Source organism: Flavobacterium notoginsengisoli, assembly GCF_042686225.1.
Lineage (GTDB): Bacteria > Bacteroidota > Bacteroidia > Flavobacteriales > Flavobacteriaceae > Flavobacterium > Flavobacterium notoginsengisoli.
Genome location: NZ_JBHUOT010000013.1, coordinates 50,534 through 69,998 on the forward strand (window position 1 = coordinate 50,534; position 19,465 = coordinate 69,998).

Genomic DNA, 19,465 nt, shown 5'->3' on the forward strand with positions numbered 1-19,465 from the left:
TTAATGGAAATAGAAATTCTTCAAGATAAAAAACGAAGTTTATACGTTTATAAAAATAATAAACTTTTATTCTATTCTAAAGTAAAATCCAACTGGACAAACAGGATTACAGAAATTTACAATCACGATGATGTTTTGCTTTTAGAGGTGAAATATAAAATGACTCTTATAAAATCTTATTATAAGATTTTATTTCAAAATGAACTAGTTAAAGAGGATATAGTAGAAATAACAGATACGAGAATAATTTTTGATAGTAACAAAAGATTATATACAAAACAAGATTATTTTATCGCTATTTATGGTAATTATTCCTACTATTTTGAAGAAAAAAGAGTTTCTCAGTTAAAACAAAAAAATTGGCTTTCAAATCCAAAGATATTTTTAAGTATAAATGATGAAAATCTGGAATTTTTAAATCTAGTAATCTTTCATATTTTAGCAATTGAAGCAGGATATAGTTATGATTAAAATAATGTAAAATTTTATAATAGATCAATGTTTAACCAATTCCGAAGCAAATTTCCTTTAACTGATGAAAAATGGAACGAATATCTCGGTTATTTCAATCGTCTTGAAGTTCCGGCAAAAACAACACTTTTAGAAGAAAACGAAGTTTCAAAAAAACTCTACATTATAGAAAAAGGCTGTATTCGAGTTTGGTTTAACAATAACGGAAAAGATCTTACTACACAATTCTTTTTTGAAAATGAGAGTGTTGCTTCTATCGAAAGTTTTATGAAGAAACTCCCGAGTCCGACAAATATAGAAACGATTGAGTCTTCAGTTTTGTGGTGGATTCATAAAAATGATCTGGATAAAATTCTAGAAGAAATCAAAGAAATTCCAGAATTGAGGGATAGTCTAATAAATAAGCTTTTTGAGCGTACTTTTGATTATATGAAATATTTTGTTTCGTTTATAAAAGATTCGCCTGTAGAGCGTTACACTAATTTAATTAAAGAAAGACCTCAAATTATATTGCGTGTTCCGCAACATTATATCGCTTCTTATTTAGGCATAACAACTGTGCATTTAAGCAGATTAAAAAGTAAATTAGTAAATAAAAATAGTTGACAAGCCAAACTTAAATTAGCTTATATAACTTATATAGTTTGAGAAAAATTTGATAACAAATGTTATTGTCTAACCATAACCTGCTGTCTAATTTTGCTTCATAAAATTTAATAATTATGAAAGCAGCAGTAGTTTACAAAAAAGGCGAATTGCCAAAATATGCAGAATTTGCAGAACCAATCCCATCAAATGAAAATGAAGTTTTAGTTTCGGTAAAAGCGGTAGCAATCACCAATCTGGATAAAGGAATTGCAAGTGGTGAACATTATTCTTCAGAAAAAGAAAATCAGAACGGATTTGTAGTTGGAAGTGACGCAATTGGTATTTTAGAAAACGGAATACGAGTTTATGCTCGCGGGATCTCTGGGACAATTGCTGAAAAAGCTCTGGTAGAGAAAATAAGAATGATTGCATTGCCGGACGGAATTGATGATGCAACGGCCGCAGCGATGCCAAATGCGGTCGCAGGTTCGGCAATGGCACTTCGCTTTAGAGCAGGAATAAAATCTGGTGAAACTGTTTTAATAAACGGAGCAACCGGGTTTACCGGACAAATGGCAATTCAGATTGCAAAACATTATGGAGCAAAGAAAATAATTGTTACAGGAAGAAACGAAAAATCGCTTAAAAGCCTTTTAGAATTAGGTGCGGATGAAATTGTTTCACTAAAACAAAATGAGGAATCATTTGTTTCACAGTTAAGAGAAATCCATAAAAACACTCCAATAGATATTGTAATAGATTATTTGTGGGGACATTCTGCAGAGCTGATCCTTTCCATTCTAAAAGGAAACGGAAACTTTAGCCATAAAACCCGATATGTTTCTGTCGGTTCTATGTCTAGTGATACGATTCAATTGTCTGCTCAGATTTTACGAAGTGTAGATCTTCAGTTATCCGGTTCTGGATTAGGAAGCTGGACAAAAGAAGAAGTAAAATTATTATTTTCTGAAATACTTCCTGAAATGTTTCTTTTGGCTTCAAAAAAATTATTAAAAGTAAATATTGAAACAGCAAATCTAATCGATATCGAAGAAAAGTGGAATGCTGAAATCCCTGATGGAAAACGATTGGTAGTTGTTATTTAAAGCTTCTAAGTTGCTGAGTTGCTATCTCGACAGCTATTTTTCTTAGCGTTCTGGCAACTCAGCATATTAAAAATTTAGTATTTTAGTAACTCAAGCAAAACTTCTTCAAAACGATTTCTTGGTAAAAACTGATCTTCTAATGCTTTTGTAAATGGAATTGGCGAATCTAAACTCGCTACTCTTTTTACCGGAGCGTCTAGATATTCAAAACAATTTTCAATAATTAAAGCTGAGATATCACTTGCGATTCCGCCGAAAAGGGTGTCTTCCTGATAAATTATAGCTTTTCCTGTCTTTTTAACCGATGCAAAAATAGTTTCGGTATCCAAAGGTTGTAATGTTCTTAAATCAATTAGATCGGCATCGATTTCCGGATATTTGGCTAAAGTATCTAAAGCCCAGTGAACCGGAGCTCCAAAGGCAATAATTGTAACTGCATTTCCTTCTTTTATCAAAGCAGCTTTTCCAAAAGGAATGGTGTAATAGTCTTTTGGAACTTCCTGATAAATACTACGATACAGTAATTTATGTTCAAAAAACAATACCGGATTCGGATCGTTAATTGCTGTATTTAGAAGTCCTTTTGCATCGTATGGAAATGCCGGATAAACTACTTTTAAACCGGGCGTCTTAGTAAACCAGGCTTCATTGGTCTGCGAATGAAAAGGTCCCGCCTGTGTTCCGCCGCCGCAAGGCATACGAACAACGACATCTGCTTTTTCACCCCAGCGATAATGAGATTTTGCCAATAAATTCACAATTGGATTAAATCCTGTTGAAACGAAATCAGCAAATTGCATTTCTACAATGGCTTTATAGCCGTTTATAGACAATCCCATTCCGGTTGAAACAACGGCACTTTCGCAAATTGGTGTATTTCGAATTCTGTCTTTTCCAAAAACATCAACAAAGTTATCTGTAATTTTAAAAGCGCCTCCATATTCAGCAATATCCTGTCCCATAATAACAAGGTTTTTGTGACGCCATAGAGATTGCTCTAAACTATTTCGGATGGCATCTATAAAGCGAATATTTTCAGATTCAGAACTATGGCTATATTCTTCATATTGAAACTCTTCGTAAACATCATCTAATTCTCCGCTGTAAGTTGGTTCAATTTCAGGTTCGGCATTTGCTTTTGCCCAGTTTTCATCAATTTCCTGTTTGATTTCGGAATGAAACTGCTCGTCCAGTTCAGCTGTCAGAACTCCTATTTCTGTCAAATATTTTCTGTAATTGGTAACCGGATCTCTTAATTCCCATTGATCCATTAATTCCTTTGGAACGTATTTTGTACCACTCGCCTCTTCATGACCACGCATTCTGAAGGTTTTAAATTCTAATAAAACCGGATGAGGATTCTCCTGCATTTCTTCTTTAAGTTTTGACAATTTGTTGTAAACTTCCAGAATATTATTTCCATCAATAATCCAGCTTTCAATTCCATAACCAAAACCTTTATCTGCAAGGTTTTCGCAGGCATATTGTTCGTTTGTTGGTGTTGAAAGTCCGTAACCATTATTTTCAATAATAAACATTACAGGAAGTTTCCAGACTGCAGCAATATTCAAAGCTTCATGAAAATCACCTTCACTTGTTGCGCCTTCTCCTGTAAAAACAGCTGTAACTTTTTTGTTATTCTGAAGTTTATCAGCTAATGCAATTCCGTCAGCAATTCCTAACTGCGGACCTAAATGCGATATCATTCCGATAATATTGTATTCCTGAGTTCCAAAATGAAAACTTCTGTCTCGGCCTTTAGTAAAACCATTTGCTTTTCCTTGCCATTGTGAAAAAAGTCTGTGAAGCGGAATTTCCCTGGTCGTAAAAACTCCCAAATTCCGATGCATTGGAAGTATATATTCAGATTGATCTAAAACAGCAGTAACACCAACAGCAATTGCTTCCTGTCCGATTCCGGAAAACCATTTAGAAACTTTTCCTTGTCGAATTAAGATCAACATCTTTTCTTCGATTAATCGTGGTTTTAATATTTTTTTGTATAAATCTAATAATTGCTCGTTGGTTAGGTTTTGTCGGTAAAAAATCATGAGGTTTTTCTGTTTTTTAGTGTTTCAAATATAACAATTTGCGTCAATTTTATTGGATTCTGAAATATTTTTTTAGTCAGAAACGAGCTTTTAATGACTTGGTTTAAGATTATTTCCTAAAATATTCTATACCTTTGTTAACGAAAGGTGCTTATGACACCTTTTTTCTTTTAAATAAAAAATGTAAAGTATGCAAAACATTCCTAGTGTAGACTTACGTGATTTCCTTTCGGACGACCCGAAACGTAAACAAAAATTTGTAAATGAAATCGGCAGTGCATTTGAAAACATTGGCTTCGTAGCCTTAAAAGGTCATTTTCTTGATGATCAGTTGGTAGACGAACTTTATGGCGAAATTAGAAACTTCTTCGCCTTGCCAATAGAAACTAAGCATAAATATGAAATTCCTGGAATTGGCGGACAAAGAGGTTATGTTTCTTTTGGAAAAGAACATGCTAAAGGACGCAAAGAAGGAGATTTGAAAGAATTCTGGCATTTTGGTCAATATGTTGATGCAGATTCCAGATGGGCTTCAGAATACCCGGATAATGTTGAAGTGACTGAATTACCAAGATTTAATGTAGTTGGTAAAGAGGCTTATCAAAAATTAGAGAAAACCGGAGTTTATGTTTTAAGAGCTTTGGCTTTACATTTAGGTTTAGATGAGTTTTATTTTGACGAATATGCAAAAGAAGGAAACTCTATTTTAAGACCTATTCATTACCCACCCATTACTTCTGAACCGGAAAATGCAATTCGTGCAGCAGCTCATGGCGATATCAATTTGATTACGCTTTTAATGGGAGCTCAGGGTAAAGGATTACAAGTTCAAAATCATGATGGTGAATGGATTGATGCCATTGCAGAAGATGACGAATTGGTAATCAATGTTGGGGATATGTTGTCCAGACATACTAATAACAAATTAAAATCTACAATTCACCAGGTAGTTAATCCGCCTAGAGAATTATGGGGAACTTCACGTTATTCTATTCCGTTTTTTATGCATCCGGTAAGCGATATGCGTTTGGATTGTTTGGAAAACTGTATTGATGAAGAAAATCCAAAGAAATATGAGGATATATCTGCTGGCGAATTTTTACACGAACGTTTAGTAGAATTAGGTTTAATTAAAAAATAAACTGAAATAAATTCCATTTTATTAAAAATTCCAAATTCCAACTTTCTGTTGGAGTTTGGAATTTAATTTTTAAATATCTTTATACTTGGAATTTATTTTTTAGAATAAAAAAAAGATGGACTTAAAAGATCAATTAAAGAACTTGTTTCCAGATCATATTGAAACAAACGAACCGGAACAGGTTGAAGAACAAGAACATGTGTTATATGTTCAAAAAGAACCAATGATCTGTAAATTTGAAAAAAGAAAAGGAAAACCAACCACGATTATCGAAGGCTATGAAGGATCTGACGAAGATTTTAAAATTTTAGCCAAAGAAATCAAAACAAAACTAAGCGTTGGAGGAACCTTCAAAGATGATTCGATTATTATTCAGGGTGATTATCGTGATAAAATCATGGCAATCTTAAAAGAAAAAGGATTTAAAACAAAACGTGTTGGTGGTTAGATTTATAAAATTTCAATTTTAAAAATTGCTTCGCCTATTCGCTATCGCTCGAATCCAAATTCCAAGATAAAAACTTTGAACCTTTGTTGCTTTGTTCCTTTGAACCTTAAAAAAGAAAAAAAATGATTCAATCATCAGAATTAATACTAAACCCTGACGGAAGTGTTTACCATTTAAACCTTCGTCCGGAACATATTGCTCACGACATTATTTTTGTTGGTGATCAAAACCGAGTGGAAAAAATTACGCAATTTTTCGATTCAATTGAATATTCGACTCAAAAAAGAGAATTTAAAACCCAGACGGGAATTTACAAAGGCAAAAGAATTTCTGTTATTTCTACAGGAATTGGCCCGGATAATATCGATATTGTTTTGAATGAACTGGATGCTTTGGTTAATATCGATTTAAAAACTCGTGAACCAAAACAAACTTTAACCTCATTAAATATTATCAGAATTGGAACGTCAGGCTCTTTACAGGAAGGTATTCCCGTTGACAGCTTTGTAATGTCAAAATTTGGACTAGGTTTAGATAATATGCTTCGTTCCTATTTGATTGATAATGTTTCGATTACCGAAATTGAAGATGCATTTGTAAAACATACCAATTGGGATCCTAAAAAAGGAAAACCTTACGTTACACAATGCTCTGAAAAACTGGAAAAACTAATTGAATCAAATAGAATTTTTAAAGGAATTACGGCAACTGCAGGAGGATTTTATGGTCCGCAGGGAAGAGTTTTACGTTTAAATATTCAGGACGAAGAATTAAATAATAAAATGGATAATTTTAGTTTTAATGAGACTAAAATCACTAATTTAGAGATGGAAACGGCAGCAATTTACGGACTTTCTGCTCTTTTAGGGCACAACGCCTTGTCGCTTAATGCGATTATTGCCAATCGTGCTTCAGGAACTTTTAGTGCAGATCCGTATAAAGCTGTAGATGAATTAATAGCTTATACTTTGAATAAAATTGCAGGTAAAAACTAATGTTTGCTCATATTGTTGGTGAACCTATAAGAAGATTTACACTTGGAATTGGAGGGTTATTTAGATGGTGTTTGTTTAGATTTTTAAATGCTGCTATTGAAGATAAATATCCCAAAAAATTAGAATATTATCTAGATCAAAAAAATGAAACTGTAGATAAAAATGGTTTTAATACAGCCCAGAAAAATTTTCTAGCAGGAATATTTCTTTTTATATGTTTTATATTTTTAATTAATAAAATAGAATAATGTTTTTGAGAGTTGCGCGACATACCAATAATTTAAGAAAAATAGAGGATTTCTATGTTGATATTCTTGGTTTTGAACTATTGGGAGGCTTTGAAAAGCATAATAATTATGACGGAATTTTTCTTGGGAAATCAGGTTTAGACTGGCATTTTGAATTTACACAGTCCAATGTTATAGCAAATCATTCTTTTGATGAAGATGATATTATAGTGTTTTATCCCAAGACGATTTCAAATTATAACGAATTAATAAATAAGCTTACACACCATAATATAAAAACGATAGAGCCTGTTAACCCTTTTTGGAAGGAAAACGGAAAAATGATTCAGGATCCGGATGGTTATCGAATCGTAATATCATCATTAAAAGCCATAATAAACGAAATAGAATAATGTCTGAAACTCATAAAAAAATACTATTTAAATATTACAGCGATTATCTGGACGAAGTAGTTTCTGAAACCATGTGGGCAGAAATTTTAGATCTGGAAAAAGGTCTTTTTAAACTGGATAACATTCCATTTTTTGGACCATTAATTGCAACAGACGATATATTTTATGCAGAATATGATGAGACCGAAGAACGTTTCATGCATAGAAAAACAATACAAAACTCAGGAAATTCGATTGTTCAGATTGCTATTTTAGAAAAAGGTTTTGACAAAGAAATCATCCGCGAAAAATTAAAGGCAATAAATTGTTTGTCGGAAGGATTAAATGAAACTTTTTTTGCAGCAGAAATCGTGAAAGATGTAGATTATGCTTTGGTAAGAAGCCTGTTGAGTGAATATGAATCACAGGAAATTATCGAATACGCAGAGCCTTGTCTTTCTGAAAAGCACCGAACAGATTTATTGAAAAACTAAACAAACTTAAGCATACGCATACCAAACAAGCAACTTAACTTAAACTTAAAATAAATGAAAACTGTCAAAATTGCGGGTGTTCCGGAACACTTCAATTTGCCATGGCATCTCTGTATTGAGAATGGCGAATTTGAAGCTGAGAACATCGACTTAAAATGGACTAATGTTCCCGAAGGCACCGGAAAAATGTGTCAAATGCTTCGGGATGGAGAAACAGATTTGGCTGTTATTTTAACCGAAGGTATTTTGAAGGATATTTCAGCCGGAAATCCAAGTAAGATTGTTCAAATATATGTGCAATCGCCTTTGATTTGGGGAATTCATGTAGCAGCAAAATCTGATTTTCAAACCTTGAAAGATCTCAAAAACAAAAAAGTAGCAATTTCAAGAGTGGGCTCGGGATCACAATTAATGGCTTATGTCAATGCAAATGAACAAGGCTGGCAGGCAGATGATCTTGAATTTGAAATTGTAAATACAATTGACGGCGCGGTTGATGCTCTGACCAATGAAAAAGCCGATTATTTTATGTGGGAACGCTTTATGACAAAACCTCTTGTAGATCAGGGAATATTCAGACGCATTGATGACTGCCCTACTCCATGGCCTTCTTTTATTATTGCAGTTCGTGATGAATTTTTGAAAAAGAATCCTAAAGTGGTAGAAAAAATTCTGGATATCATTAATAAAACAACTGTTGATTTTAAAGAGATTCCTGAAATTGATAAAAAGCTATCTAAACTTTTTAATCAAAAAGCATCAGATATAAAAGAGTGGCTAAAATTAACACAGTGGTCACAGAAGAATTTAACAGAAAAGTCTTTTAATAAAATTCAAAATCAGTTATTTGATCTGGGAATTATTGATAAAAAAAGTATTTTTGTAGAAACCGTAAAAGCACTGTAATACTGCTTTTTTGATTCGTATGATGAAATTCCCTAAAATCGACTTTCCGCAGTTAAAATCCAAACTACAGGTGAAATCACCGTGGGACAGGATTATTATCTCGCTGTTGAGTTTTTTAATTACGATTCCGATTTTCATCATACTGCATCAAAATCTTATCGATCTGGAATGGGCATTCAATCTGGACCGTGTATTCATTTTTATATTTGTTTTTGCAGCTATATTTTTTCTTCTAATGTATCTCAGAACCATAATTATTTTGTGTATTGCAGTTTATTTATTGGTTTTGTTTTATGGAAGTGTAATTGGGAATTACGGTTTCAGTGAAATATCTGAAGATTATAATTCGATGATTTATACAATGTCGGACAATCCGTATCCTCAGGATATCATTGTGGCGAAATTGCTTCCTTTTCCCAATAAATCAAAAATTATTAATGCGATAGAATATCAGAATCCCAGAGTTCGAAATTTTGCCATTATGGCAACTACTAAACATTTTAAAGGAATCAGAGGATATTCAGATTACAGAACTATTATTCAGTGTTTTGCCGTTTTTAAAGAAATAAATGGCAGATGGAATTACGTCAACGACCCAAAAGATGGTGATTATATCGCAACCGCCAGCGAATCTTTAGATTATTTCTCCGGTGATTGTGATGATCACTCTATTTTGATGGCAGCAGCTATTCGTTCAATTGGAGGAACACCACGACTTATTCATACAAAAGGGCATATTTATCCGGAGATTTTAATTGGTTCAATGATTGACCTGGAAAAAGTAAATTACTTAATAAAAAATGTTCTTTTCGTAAAAGAAAGCTATGGTAAAAAACTGCATTACCATATTGACGAGCGCGGACAAGTCTGGATGAATCTGGATTATACGGCAACTTATCCCGGTGGACCATTCATGTATGAGGAAATACTGGGAGCCTTAACTCTCAATTAGGTTCTGTTTTTTTTGTGATTTTTGTAGTAAAAAAAATCTTCATAAATATTTGATTCCGAATAATTTAATGTCGTTTTTTTTTGTAACTTTTTCCTGTTTAACTTTTTAATCACATAATCATGAAAAACTCTAAATTATTTACCCTCGTAATTGCAGTTGTTGTTCTATTAATGGTTTCATGTCATACTAAAAGAAATAGGTTGGTGAATTCATGGAAAGTTACTGCAGTCGAAGCAAAAATACCAATGTCCGATTCTACTAAAAATGCCATTTTAACCAATGGAACGCTAACTTTTACAGAAGATGGGCATGTTACCGGGTATTTTCTTCGTGAAATAAATGATGGAACTTTTGCTTTAACAAAAAAAGGAACTAGTCTTGTTATCAAAGATGAAGTTGGTACACCTTACCCTTGTGTAAGTACAATTACGGAGGACCAACTAATTTTAGATGCCAAAGAAGCAAAAATTACCCTAAGTAAAATTTAAATATAACATACGTTGATATAAAAAACCATTCTTAAATCGTTAAGAATGGTTTTTTGATTTTTAAAACTAAAATAAATATCTTTGCACTACTCTAAATAAGTTTTAGAATATGTGAAAAATAATTTCTTTCGGAAAATTTAGTGAGTAGCCACAAACTTGTGGTACTTGATTATTTATCTATAAAAGAAAGGAATTATGCTTATTCTTCAAAATATCTCTTATCAGCATGAGAACAAAAACATGCTGTTTCAAAACATTAGTTTTACTATAAACAAAAACGACAAAACTGCTTTAGTTGGAAATAACGGTGTCGGAAAATCTACATTATTAAAAATTATTGCCGGACAATTACAATCCAATTCAGGTCAGATTATACAGAATTCAAGACCTTATTTTGTCCCGCAATTATTTGGTCAGTTTAATCATTTAACTATTTCTGATGCTTTATCTATAAAGGATAAAATAAAATCACTTAAAGAAATACTTGAAGGTGTTGTAACCGAAGAAAATTTACAATTACTAAATGATGATTGGACAATAGAAGAACGTTGTACAGAAGCATTATCTTATTGGCAGCTTGAGGATTTGGATTTAGATGAAAAAATGGAAACGCTTAGTGGCGGACAGAAAACCAAGGTCTTCTTGGCCGGAATTATGATTCATCAGCCTGATTTGGTTTTACTGGATGAGCCTAGCAATCATTTAGATTTTACCGGAAGAAAATTGCTGTACGATTTTATAAAATCTACTTCAAGTTCGCTACTGATTGTAAGTCATGACAGAAAACTTTTAAATCTTCTCCATAAAACTTTTGAGATGACTAAAAACGGTATTTCTACATACGGCGGAAACTATGATTTTTACAGTGAACAAAAAAAGATAGAAAATAATGCTTTGGAACAAGATGTTCAAAGCAAGGAAAAGGCACTTCGGAAAGCCAAAGAAAAAGAACGGGAAACAATTGAGCGTCAGAATAAATTAGATTCGAGAGGAAAAAAGAAACAGGAAAAGTCCGGTGTTGCGAGAATTATGATGAATACATTACGTAACAAGGCAGAAAATAGCAGTTCTAAGCTAAAAGATGTCCACGCTGATAAAATCAACGGAATTTCAGAAGACTTAAGACAACTTCGTTCGTCACTTCCGGCGATAGACCAGATGAAATTTGGGTTTTCTGCTACTTCATTTCATAAAGGGAAAATGATTTTCAGAGCAGAAGAATTAAATTATAGTTATGATACTGAATTGCTTTGGAAAGAAAATCTCAATTTTGAGATTCTTTCGGGGGATCGTTTAAGCATAAATGGTTTAAACGGTTCGGGAAAAACGACTTTAATTAAAATTATTATTGGAGAATTAAAACCTAAAAACGGGAATATTACCTCACTTGCGAAAAAAGTAGTTTATATCGATCAGGATTATTCACTTTTGCTTAACGATTTAAATATTTATGAGCAGGCTCAATCTTTCAATGATTGCGGCCTAGAAGAACATGATATAAAAATGAGACTGAATCGTTTTTTATTTTCTCAAAACGATTGGGATAAACCTTGCAGGGCTTTAAGCGGAGGCGAAAGAATGCGACTTATGTTATGTTGTCTCACAATTGGTAACGAAGCTCCTGAAATTATCATTTTGGATGAACCTACAAATAATTTAGATATTCAAAATATAGAAATTCTGACAGCTGCACTCAATGAATACATAGGAACATTGATTGTAATATCTCACGATGAATCTTTTTTAGAACAAATAGATATTAAAGGAAATATTGCTCTTTAGAAAAGAAAGCGTCAGAATTATTCTGGCGCTAATCTTTTGATTTCGTTACAAATCAGATCAGGTTCCTGAAGTGTTACATAATGTCCGCTTTTTTGGGCGAAAATTTGTTTGCTGTTTGAAGAAAGATGAAGTAAATCTTTTTGCAAGCTATTATGAACAGCTAAATATTCTTTTTCCAGTTTTTTATCTCTTCCTCCTTCTACTCCATTTGGATATTTTCCTGTAATAATAGTTAAGGGAACCGAACCAAAATCATTTATTTCTGATGCTTCTGTCATTAGTTTTTTATCATTTTCCAATTCCGTCATCATTCCGTCGAAAATACGATAGAAATAAGTTTTTACGTTTTTATTGAACCAATGTTCTTTTGGAACTGCAGTTGTAAAAGGAACATTGCTGTATAAAATGCGAATAACTCCAATTTCATTCAAAAAACTCAACAAAAGTCTTGGAGGTGGCTGTACCGATTTTTTTAATTCCGAAGATGATTTTTCCAGTTGTTTAGGATGGGAAACATCAACAAATACAATTCCTGCCAGATCTTTAGCATTTTCTTTAATAAATAACCTAGGCGTGATGCCTCCAAAAGAATGTCCAACTAAAATATAAGGCTTTGGACAATTGGTTTGTTCCAGAAGGCTTTTAAGATCATCAGCATATCTTCTTAATGTGATTTTTTCTGAAGGATCGCTCCACATAATTCCGGCCTTATCATAAGCTATTGTAGTGTGATTTTTAGAAAGCTTTTTCTGAATTTCCTGCCAATGCAAATAATCTCCTCCTAAACCGGATTCAAAAACGATGGTACAATTTCCTTTCCCTTCTTTTTTATAATGAATCTTTCTTCCGTCAATTTTTACAAATTCTGAATCATCCGGATACTTGCTGTCAAAATAGAGCCTTGAAATATGTTCAAATATAAAGCCAATCGCTATTAGAACTAAAAGTATTAGGGTTATTATTTTAAAAGCTTTGAATATCTTTTTAATCATTTTTAGATTATTTTATAGAAGTATAGGTTCAATTAATGTTCTCAAAATAAAGCAATTTTATTCAAAATTCAAAACTATTTATAATTATTCTAAATAACAACATCATTCTGAATGCTTTTATATAAAATTTTATTTCTTTAAAAGAACTATTGCATTGATCTTCAAAATTTTATAATAATTGCGTAAATTGCAGAGAAAGATTTTTATTACAGGAATGTATAAAGATTAAAAAAATCTGCTTTGTCCCCTCTTCAATACATTAATCCATGTTGAACTAAAATGCAAAAACTATGAAATCACGAAACAAAATTTTCTCACTTTTACTTGCTTTTACCCTTATCAGTGAAACTGTGTTGCCTTGTACAAGAGTTGTTTATGAAGGTTTAAATGGAACGATAATTACAGCCCGATCAATGGACTGGCGCAGTGAGATACCGGCCAACTTATGGATTTTTCCACGTGGTATTGAAAGAAACGGTGAAGTTGGAACAAGTTCTGTAAAGTGGAAATCGAAATATGGTAGCGTAATTACAAGTTCGTGGGACATTGCTTCATCTGATGGTATGAATGAAAAAGGGCTAGTTGGTAATCTTTTATGGCTTGTAGAATCACAGTATCCAAAATTTGAAAAGAATGGTAAAGTCAAAGGTTTAGCAGTTTCATTGTGGCTGCAATATGTTTTAGATAATTTTTCTACAGTTTCTGAAGTTGTAGCGGCTTTGGAGAAAGAAGAATTTGTAGTAGCTTCGTCGCACATTCCGGGTACAAATATCTTTGCAACTGTACATTTATCTGTCTCTGATGCTACTGGAGATAATGCGATTTTTGAATACATTAATGAAAAACTGGTAATTCATCATGATCGAAAATATGTCACGATGACAAACTCCCCTATTTTCAACGATCAATTGGCTATTAATACGTATTGGAAAAGTATTCCGGGAACAGTAATGCTTCCAGGAACCAACAGAGCAGCAGATCGTTTTGTAAGAGCGTCGTATTATATAGATGCAATCCCTAAAACAGATAATACAAGAAGTGCCTTGGCAAGTGTCTTTGGTGTAATTAGAAATTGTTCTGTTCCATTAGGAATTGCTTCTCCAACGGAACCAAATATTTCCTCTACCCGCTGGAGAACAGTTGCAGATCAAAAAAATCTGGTTTATTACTTTGATAATGTTTTAAATCCAAACGTAATTTGGGTAGAGTTCAATAAAATTGATTTTAGCGAAAAGGGGAAAATCAAAAAGCTGAGTTTGGCTAATAATGAAAATTATTCCGGTGAATCATTAATTAATTTTAAAGAAACAAAACCATTTCAATTTGCCGGACTTGATTAATAAATATCTCAAAATATGTTAAAGTTTAGATTTTTATAACAATTATTTAACTTTTGTAGTTAAAATAACACATTTTGATTTATATTTGGTGTACTTAATCCTAAAAACATTCTCAAATTATGAAGCATTTTTATGGTAAGGCATTATTAAGTGCCTGTTTTCTATTATTCCTTTTTAGTTGCCAAAATGATGAGGCAGATTCTCCGGCTGTTGAGCAACAAACGAACGTATTGTTTTCTGTAGATTTTGGTAACTCATATAAGGGGAGTATTAAAGGATATCTTGCTGCTTATACTCCTGAAGGTGAATTACTAAACTATGGTAGTTTAGGAGATTCTACAAAATGGGATTTAAAAGGAAAATATAATGGTGATAAAATAGATATCTTGTATTTTGAGGTAATTAATGGTTTAGGTATTCAACATATAAAAAATATTCCTGTAGGTCAAACTTTTACCAATTTGAGAAATACTGCCACTTATCAGGAAACGGACAAGAAAACTTTTAAATTTAAAGTAGAAGATTTTGGTAAAAGAGAAGGAAATGGTACCGATGAATTTGGATTTATGAGTACAGCTTATTTGAGCCGAAGCGGATATGCTACTTTCAATCCATTAAAATGGGCTAAAGTTGAAAATGGATATACTTATACGGATATAAGTTTTTCTAAAGGAAATGATCCTGGAGAAAAAGAATACGGTGCAGAGCTTCTTCTTATTGATCGAGTTACTAATAAGGCTTATATTAAATATTTAGATTTGAAAACACTTACAGAAAACTATACAAGCAGTGACGTAATTACATTAAATAAAAGTGATTTTAAAGAAGCTGATATTAAATCTGTACAGATGAATGCGAATAATAGTCCTTATGAAAACATGTTTTTATATACCTATAATAAGCAAACCGACAGAAGAGATATAATTAGATCTTTTAATCATATTATAACGGGCTATAATATTTGGTATGTGAGTAGTAATCAGGAAATGCCTATTGATTACTGGACGTTGATTTATTCAGCCAAAACAGGAAAAACCCACAACGTTATTACAAGTAATAAAGAACAAATTCCAGCCTCAGTAAATGTAAGGGAACTTTCAGGTCATAGTATAACTAAAAATGGTGATAAATTTTCTTTTAAACATGGAACAATTTTTTCCGATAAAAAGCTTTTAAAAACTTATGTTTCTTTTTTTAAATATAGATATGCTGGTAATAGTATTAGCTATTATATGAATTTTGATAGTTCCGAAAGTACAGGAACTTTAAGTTTAAAGCCTTTTACTATTCCTACAGGAATTTTAGACAAGTATCCAAAAATTAAAGAAGTTGCACAAAGAGATTGGGAAATAGGAGATTATAGTCAAGTCTACGATACAAGATCTTTTACAAATCCAATGTTAGAATATCTTAAGGACATGTTGCAATGGAAAACAAGTAATCATTCTGAAACTGAATATACAAATGAGAGTTATTCTATTAAGCTTTAATTAAAGTATATTATGTTCCGTATAAAACCTTCAAATTAACCATTTGGAGGTTTTCTTTTTAAAATAAATACCAAAAAATATTGCGCAGTCAAATGACTTCATTATATTTGCAGTCAAATAACTGCGTAATGGAAATTAGAAGAGATGTATTTCAGGCAATAGCCGACCCGACCCGAAGAGCTATATTGAGTCTGGTTGCTGTACAAGCAATGACACCTGGTGCAATTGCTGAGAACTTTAATTCGTCAAGACAGACGATTTCGAAACATATTCAGATTTTAAACGAATGTGAATTGTTGCATCAAACACAAAACGGAAGAGAAATTTATTATCATTTAAATCCTCAAAAAATGAAAGAAATTGACAACTTTATTGAACCGTTCAGGCAAATGTGGGATGATCGTTTCAATAAACTGGAATCGATTATGAAAAACTATAAAAAATAAAACCATGGAAAAGAAAACAAAAATTCATGCTGAAGATAACAAACACGATCTCATTATTACCAGAGAATTTGATCTACCTGTCGAATTGCTCTTTAAAGCTTATGAAGAACCCGAAATTGTTGCACAATGGATGGGAACTAAAGTCATAAAGTTAGAAAGTAAAAAATTCGGCGCATGGGAATTTGAAACCAGCGATCCTAACGGAAATGTTGTTTTTAAAGCGAGTGGCGTTATTCATGATTTTGTTTCAAATGAAAGAATTGTACGCACTTTTGAAATGGATCATATCAATTTTGCACCACAATTGGAATTTTTAGAATTCGAAAAACTTAGTGATGAGTCCAGTAAACTTACCATGCAGATTATCTACAAATCGATTGAACACAGAGCAAATCAATTGAAACTACCATTTGCACAAGGTTTAAATATGGCACATAACAGATTAGAAGAAATTGTAACTAAAATAAAATCATGAGTAAACGAAACAAAATTATTTATTGGATTGCTACGCTTTGGCTGGCTTTAGGAATGATATCAACCGGAATTGTACAATTAATGCAGATCAAAGAAGAAACAGAAATGATGAATCATTTAGGTTATCCGCTTTATTTTTTAACTCTTTTGGGTGTGTGGAAACTTTTAGGGGTGATTGCAATTTTAATTCCGAAATTTGGTTTGCTGAAAGAATGGGCTTATGCTGGTTTTTTCTTTGCCATGTCCGGAGCTGTAGTTTCTCATTTGGCAGTTGGCGATAGTGCAAAGGAACTTTTTGGACCAATACTATTAATTGTCCTGACTATCGTTTCCTGGTATTACAGACCTGCCAATAGAAAATGCTTTACTAACTAAAATTTGAATGTGATGAGAAAAGAATTGACACTCAACGAACAGGAAGAAATTTTAAACACGCTTGAAAAACGTTTTGAGAAAAATAAAAACAGACACACAGATTTAGATTGGAAAACTATAGAAACGAAATTAAAAGCCAATCCTGAAAAATTATGGTCTTTGGATGAAATGGAAAGAACTGAAGGGGAACCTGATGTTATTGGTTTTGATGAAGAGACGAAAGAATATCTCTTTGTAGATTGTTCTCCTGAAAGTCCAAAAGGTCGAAGAAGTGTTTGCTACGATCACGAAGCGCTCGAAAAACGAAAAGAACACAAACCTCATAACAGTGCTATCAATATGGCTGAAGAAATGGGAATTGAAATTTTAAATGAAGAACAATATAAAGAACTTCAAAAGTTTGGAAAATTTGATACTAAAACATCAAGCTGGATTTTAACTCCTGTTGAAATTAGAAAATTAGGAGGTGCCATTTTTTCTGATTTTAGATACAATACCGTATTTGTTTATCATAACGGTGCAGAATCCTATTATGCCGCGAGAGGATTTCGTGGTCTATTGCGAGTTTAGGCTAAACAAAAACCTCCTAAATATTTTAGGAGGTTTTTGTTTTAATCACGGAGAATCTTTTCCATTTTCTTTCCTTTGGCTAATTCATCTACAAGTTTGTCCATATAACGAATTTTCTGCATTAACGGATCTTCTATTTCTTCTATTCGATAACCACAGATAACACCTGTAATTTTTGAGGCATTTGGATTTAGTTTTGGAGCTTCATCAAAGAAAGTCTGCAGATCTGCTTTATTTTCAATTTGAGCTTTAAATTGAGTTTCGTTATAACCTGTTAACCATAAAATTACAGTATCTACTTCTTCTTTAGTTCTTCCCTTCTTTTCTGCTTTCTGGATATACATTGGGTAAACACTCGCAAATATTATTTTGTATACTCTGTCGTTTTTCATTCTGGTTCTTTTAAGTTTTTAATTAGTTCTCCCGGGTTGAGTTGTTCTCATATCCATATTCTTCGAGAGGATCATAGTTAACAAATCGAATCATTTCGTCACTTGAACCTGAATATGTTTCAGATCGAAGCTTTCTTTCTTTATTTTTTTCAATCAGATAAATTTCGATTTTTCTATCCATGATATCTACCCGTGCAAATTCAATTAAATGATCTTTTTTAAGTTTTAAAAATGTTGTACTTGAACCTGCGTAAACACTTAAAGCATCAATACAATCCAGCTTTTTATTATATTGAAGATTAGGATACAAATCTGAATTTTTTATTTCTATAAATTTATGCTCTTTATTTGAAAAAATAAACAATTTTCTAATATCATTGGCTCCTCTCGCAGCTGTTGAATAATGAATTGTAAAATCATTGAGTCCATCATTATTGAAATCATCTATTTCTGTGATCAAAGGAACGTCACTTTCTTTCTTTAAAGAATAGTTTTGAATATTGGTCCATTTGCCTTTTTGCTTTAGAAAAAGTTTAAAATAAACAGTCGTACTAGTATCAATCGTAGTCTGTGTAATTTCAATTTTATATTTTCCTTTTTGAGCAATTTTAGTACTGTCAATAAAAGTTTCAGTTTCTGCAAAACGCTCTGTTGCTTCATTTTTACTTGGTTTTACTTGATTCTTTACTCCCTTTTGATTAATAATTATCTGGGAAGAAGTTTTATTATTTTCAGCTGATTTATTAGTGCAGTTAATTAGCAAAATAAAAATCATTAACAATCGAATATTTCTCATTTGTATTTATTTAAGCTTAAAATTATAAAATTAGTTAAATCAACAGCAGAATATAAAATGCGATAGTATAGAAAAATAATTTACCTTAGTTACTAAAATTATAAAAATTTTAAGATGGAAGAGTTAGTAAATAAAGATAAGTCAACAGAACCAAAAGTTACGGGACTTGGTGGTATTTTCTTTTTTATGGATAATCCGAAAGAAACTAAAGACTGGTACGCTAAAAATTTAGGATTAGAAATTAACGAATGGGGTTCTTCAAGTTTTGAATCCAGAAATATTAATAATCCGGAAGAAATTGAATCGACGCAATGGTGTCCATTTAAGAAAGGTGACGAATATTTTTCGCCTTCCAAAAAAGAATTTATGGTGAATTATCGTGTTCAGAATATTGAAGGACTTTTAGAAAAGCTTAAAGCAAACGGAGTCACCATTCTCGATGATATAGAAACGTATGAATACGGAAAATTTGTTCATATTATGGATACTGAAGGAAATAAAATTGAGCTTTGGGAGCCAGTTTAATTATAGGTTGTAAGGTGTTAATTG

General features: G+C 32.2%; 24 protein-coding genes. 20 read left to right on the forward strand and 4 right to left on the reverse strand.

Annotated features, from left to right (window positions below; translation table 11 throughout):
• Positions 1 to 3: 3 nt before the first annotated feature.
• The 3 genes from ACFS3A_RS23250 (at position 4) to ACFS3A_RS23260 (ending at position 2,165) form a co-directional block, all read left to right on the forward strand.
• Positions 4 to 471, forward strand: coding sequence for a hypothetical protein (locus ACFS3A_RS23250; protein WP_379827958.1), 468 nt, complete (start codon positions 4 to 6; stop codon positions 469 to 471).
• A 27-nt stretch (positions 472 to 498) separates the two neighbouring features.
• Complete coding sequence (locus ACFS3A_RS23255; protein ID WP_379827959.1) at positions 499 to 1,077, forward strand: Crp/Fnr family transcriptional regulator; 579 nt, start codon at positions 499 to 501, stop codon at positions 1,075 to 1,077.
• A gap of 116 nt (positions 1,078 to 1,193) precedes the next feature.
• Positions 1,194 to 2,165 (forward strand): quinone oxidoreductase family protein, encoded by a 972-nt coding sequence (locus tag ACFS3A_RS23260; protein ID WP_379827960.1) that lies wholly within the window; start codon positions 1,194 to 1,196, stop codon positions 2,163 to 2,165.
• A 74-nt stretch (positions 2,166 to 2,239) separates the two neighbouring features.
• On the opposite strand, the gene ACFS3A_RS23265 is transcribed toward ACFS3A_RS23260, so the two are convergent.
• Complete coding sequence (locus ACFS3A_RS23265; RefSeq protein ID WP_379827961.1) at positions 2,240 to 4,216, reverse strand: alpha-ketoacid dehydrogenase subunit alpha/beta; 1,977 nt, start codon at positions 4,214 to 4,216, stop codon at positions 2,240 to 2,242.
• A gap of 190 nt (positions 4,217 to 4,406) precedes the next feature.
• On the opposite strand from ACFS3A_RS23265, the gene ACFS3A_RS23270 reads away from it, so the two are divergent.
• From ACFS3A_RS23270 to abc-f, 10 genes are all read left to right on the forward strand, one after another.
• Entirely contained in the window at positions 4,407 to 5,357 is a 951-nt protein-coding gene (locus ACFS3A_RS23270; RefSeq protein ID WP_109193478.1) for an isopenicillin N synthase family dioxygenase, read from the forward strand.
• Between the two features lie 115 nt (positions 5,358 to 5,472).
• The gene (locus tag ACFS3A_RS23275; protein ID WP_379827962.1) at positions 5,473 to 5,805 is read left to right on the forward strand and encodes a translation initiation factor; all 333 of its coding nucleotides are present in this window, start codon (positions 5,473 to 5,475) and stop codon (positions 5,803 to 5,805) included.
• Between the two features lie 122 nt (positions 5,806 to 5,927).
• Positions 5,928 to 6,800: a nucleoside phosphorylase gene (locus tag ACFS3A_RS23280; RefSeq protein WP_379827963.1), complete on the forward strand. Its 873-nt coding sequence runs from the start codon at positions 5,928 to 5,930 to the stop codon at positions 6,798 to 6,800.
• Positions 6,800 to 7,048: a hypothetical protein gene (locus ACFS3A_RS23285; RefSeq protein WP_379827964.1), complete on the forward strand. Its 249-nt coding sequence runs from the start codon at positions 6,800 to 6,802 to the stop codon at positions 7,046 to 7,048. Before ACFS3A_RS23280 ends, ACFS3A_RS23285 begins: the two co-directional genes overlap by 1 nt.
• Positions 7,048 to 7,440 carry a VOC family protein gene (locus ACFS3A_RS23290; RefSeq protein WP_379827965.1) on the forward strand — a complete coding sequence of 131 codons (393 nt, stop codon included), beginning with the start codon at positions 7,048 to 7,050 and terminating at the stop codon, positions 7,438 to 7,440. Before ACFS3A_RS23285 ends, ACFS3A_RS23290 begins: the two co-directional genes overlap by 1 nt.
• Positions 7,440 to 7,913, forward strand: a complete 474-nt coding sequence (locus tag ACFS3A_RS23295; RefSeq protein ID WP_379827966.1) for a DUF4265 domain-containing protein — start codon at positions 7,440 to 7,442, stop codon at positions 7,911 to 7,913. The genes ACFS3A_RS23290 and ACFS3A_RS23295 overlap by 1 nt, the downstream gene beginning before the upstream one ends.
• A 54-nt stretch (positions 7,914 to 7,967) precedes the next feature.
• Complete coding sequence (locus ACFS3A_RS23300; RefSeq protein ID WP_379827967.1) at positions 7,968 to 8,819, forward strand: substrate-binding domain-containing protein; 852 nt, start codon at positions 7,968 to 7,970, stop codon at positions 8,817 to 8,819.
• Between the two features lie 19 nt (positions 8,820 to 8,838).
• Positions 8,839 to 9,771 (forward strand): transglutaminase, encoded by a 933-nt coding sequence (locus tag ACFS3A_RS23305; RefSeq protein WP_379827968.1) that lies wholly within the window; start codon positions 8,839 to 8,841, stop codon positions 9,769 to 9,771.
• Between the two features lie 119 nt (positions 9,772 to 9,890).
• Entirely contained in the window at positions 9,891 to 10,259 is a 369-nt protein-coding gene (locus ACFS3A_RS23310) for a hypothetical protein (RefSeq protein ID WP_289659814.1), read from the forward strand.
• Positions 10,260 to 10,454: 195 nt separating this feature from the next.
• Positions 10,455 to 12,041 (forward strand): ribosomal protection-like ABC-F family protein, encoded by a 1,587-nt coding sequence (gene abc-f, locus ACFS3A_RS23315; protein ID WP_379827969.1) that lies wholly within the window; start codon positions 10,455 to 10,457, stop codon positions 12,039 to 12,041.
• A 17-nt stretch (positions 12,042 to 12,058) separates the two neighbouring features.
• Here the strand turns inward: abc-f and ACFS3A_RS23320 are convergent, their stop codons facing one another.
• Positions 12,059 to 13,033, reverse strand: a complete 975-nt coding sequence (locus tag ACFS3A_RS23320; RefSeq protein ID WP_379827970.1) for an alpha/beta hydrolase — start codon at positions 13,031 to 13,033, stop codon at positions 12,059 to 12,061.
• A gap of 290 nt (positions 13,034 to 13,323) precedes the next feature.
• Between ACFS3A_RS23320 and ACFS3A_RS23325 the strand changes: the two genes are divergently transcribed.
• The 6 genes from ACFS3A_RS23325 (at position 13,324) to ACFS3A_RS23350 (ending at position 17,728) form a co-directional block, all read left to right on the forward strand.
• Complete coding sequence (locus ACFS3A_RS23325; RefSeq protein ID WP_379827971.1) at positions 13,324 to 14,373, forward strand: linear amide C-N hydrolase; 1,050 nt, start codon at positions 13,324 to 13,326, stop codon at positions 14,371 to 14,373.
• Between the two features lie 119 nt (positions 14,374 to 14,492).
• Positions 14,493 to 15,863, forward strand: a complete 1,371-nt coding sequence (locus ACFS3A_RS23330) for a hypothetical protein (protein WP_379827972.1) — start codon at positions 14,493 to 14,495, stop codon at positions 15,861 to 15,863.
• Positions 15,864 to 15,991: 128 nt separating this feature from the next.
• Positions 15,992 to 16,309 carry an ArsR/SmtB family transcription factor gene (locus ACFS3A_RS23335; RefSeq protein WP_109193468.1) on the forward strand — a complete coding sequence of 106 codons (318 nt, stop codon included), beginning with the start codon at positions 15,992 to 15,994 and terminating at the stop codon, positions 16,307 to 16,309.
• Between the two features lie 4 nt (positions 16,310 to 16,313).
• A complete protein-coding gene (locus ACFS3A_RS23340) occupies positions 16,314 to 16,784 on the forward strand; it encodes an SRPBCC domain-containing protein (protein ID WP_379827973.1) in 471 nt (156 codons plus the stop codon).
• Complete coding sequence (locus tag ACFS3A_RS23345) at positions 16,781 to 17,158, forward strand: DoxX family protein (protein ID WP_379827974.1); 378 nt, start codon at positions 16,781 to 16,783, stop codon at positions 17,156 to 17,158. Before ACFS3A_RS23340 ends, ACFS3A_RS23345 begins: the two co-directional genes overlap by 4 nt.
• A 12-nt stretch (positions 17,159 to 17,170) precedes the next feature.
• Positions 17,171 to 17,728 carry a DUF4256 domain-containing protein gene (locus tag ACFS3A_RS23350; RefSeq protein ID WP_379827975.1) on the forward strand — a complete coding sequence of 186 codons (558 nt, stop codon included), beginning with the start codon at positions 17,171 to 17,173 and terminating at the stop codon, positions 17,726 to 17,728.
• 41 nt (positions 17,729 to 17,769) lie between these two features.
• On the opposite strand, the gene ACFS3A_RS23355 is transcribed toward ACFS3A_RS23350, so the two are convergent.
• Positions 17,770 to 18,120: a DUF2200 domain-containing protein gene (locus ACFS3A_RS23355; RefSeq protein WP_379827976.1), complete on the reverse strand. Its 351-nt coding sequence runs from the start codon at positions 18,118 to 18,120 to the stop codon at positions 17,770 to 17,772.
• Positions 18,121 to 18,142: 22 nt separating this feature from the next.
• Positions 18,143 to 18,916: an XAC2610-related protein gene (locus ACFS3A_RS23360; RefSeq protein WP_379827977.1), complete on the reverse strand. Its 774-nt coding sequence runs from the start codon at positions 18,914 to 18,916 to the stop codon at positions 18,143 to 18,145.
• A gap of 114 nt (positions 18,917 to 19,030) precedes the next feature.
• Between ACFS3A_RS23360 and ACFS3A_RS23365 the strand changes: the two genes are divergently transcribed.
• The gene (locus ACFS3A_RS23365) at positions 19,031 to 19,441 is read left to right on the forward strand and encodes a VOC family protein (protein WP_379827978.1); all 411 of its coding nucleotides are present in this window, start codon (positions 19,031 to 19,033) and stop codon (positions 19,439 to 19,441) included.
• Positions 19,442 to 19,465 lie beyond the last annotated feature (24 nt).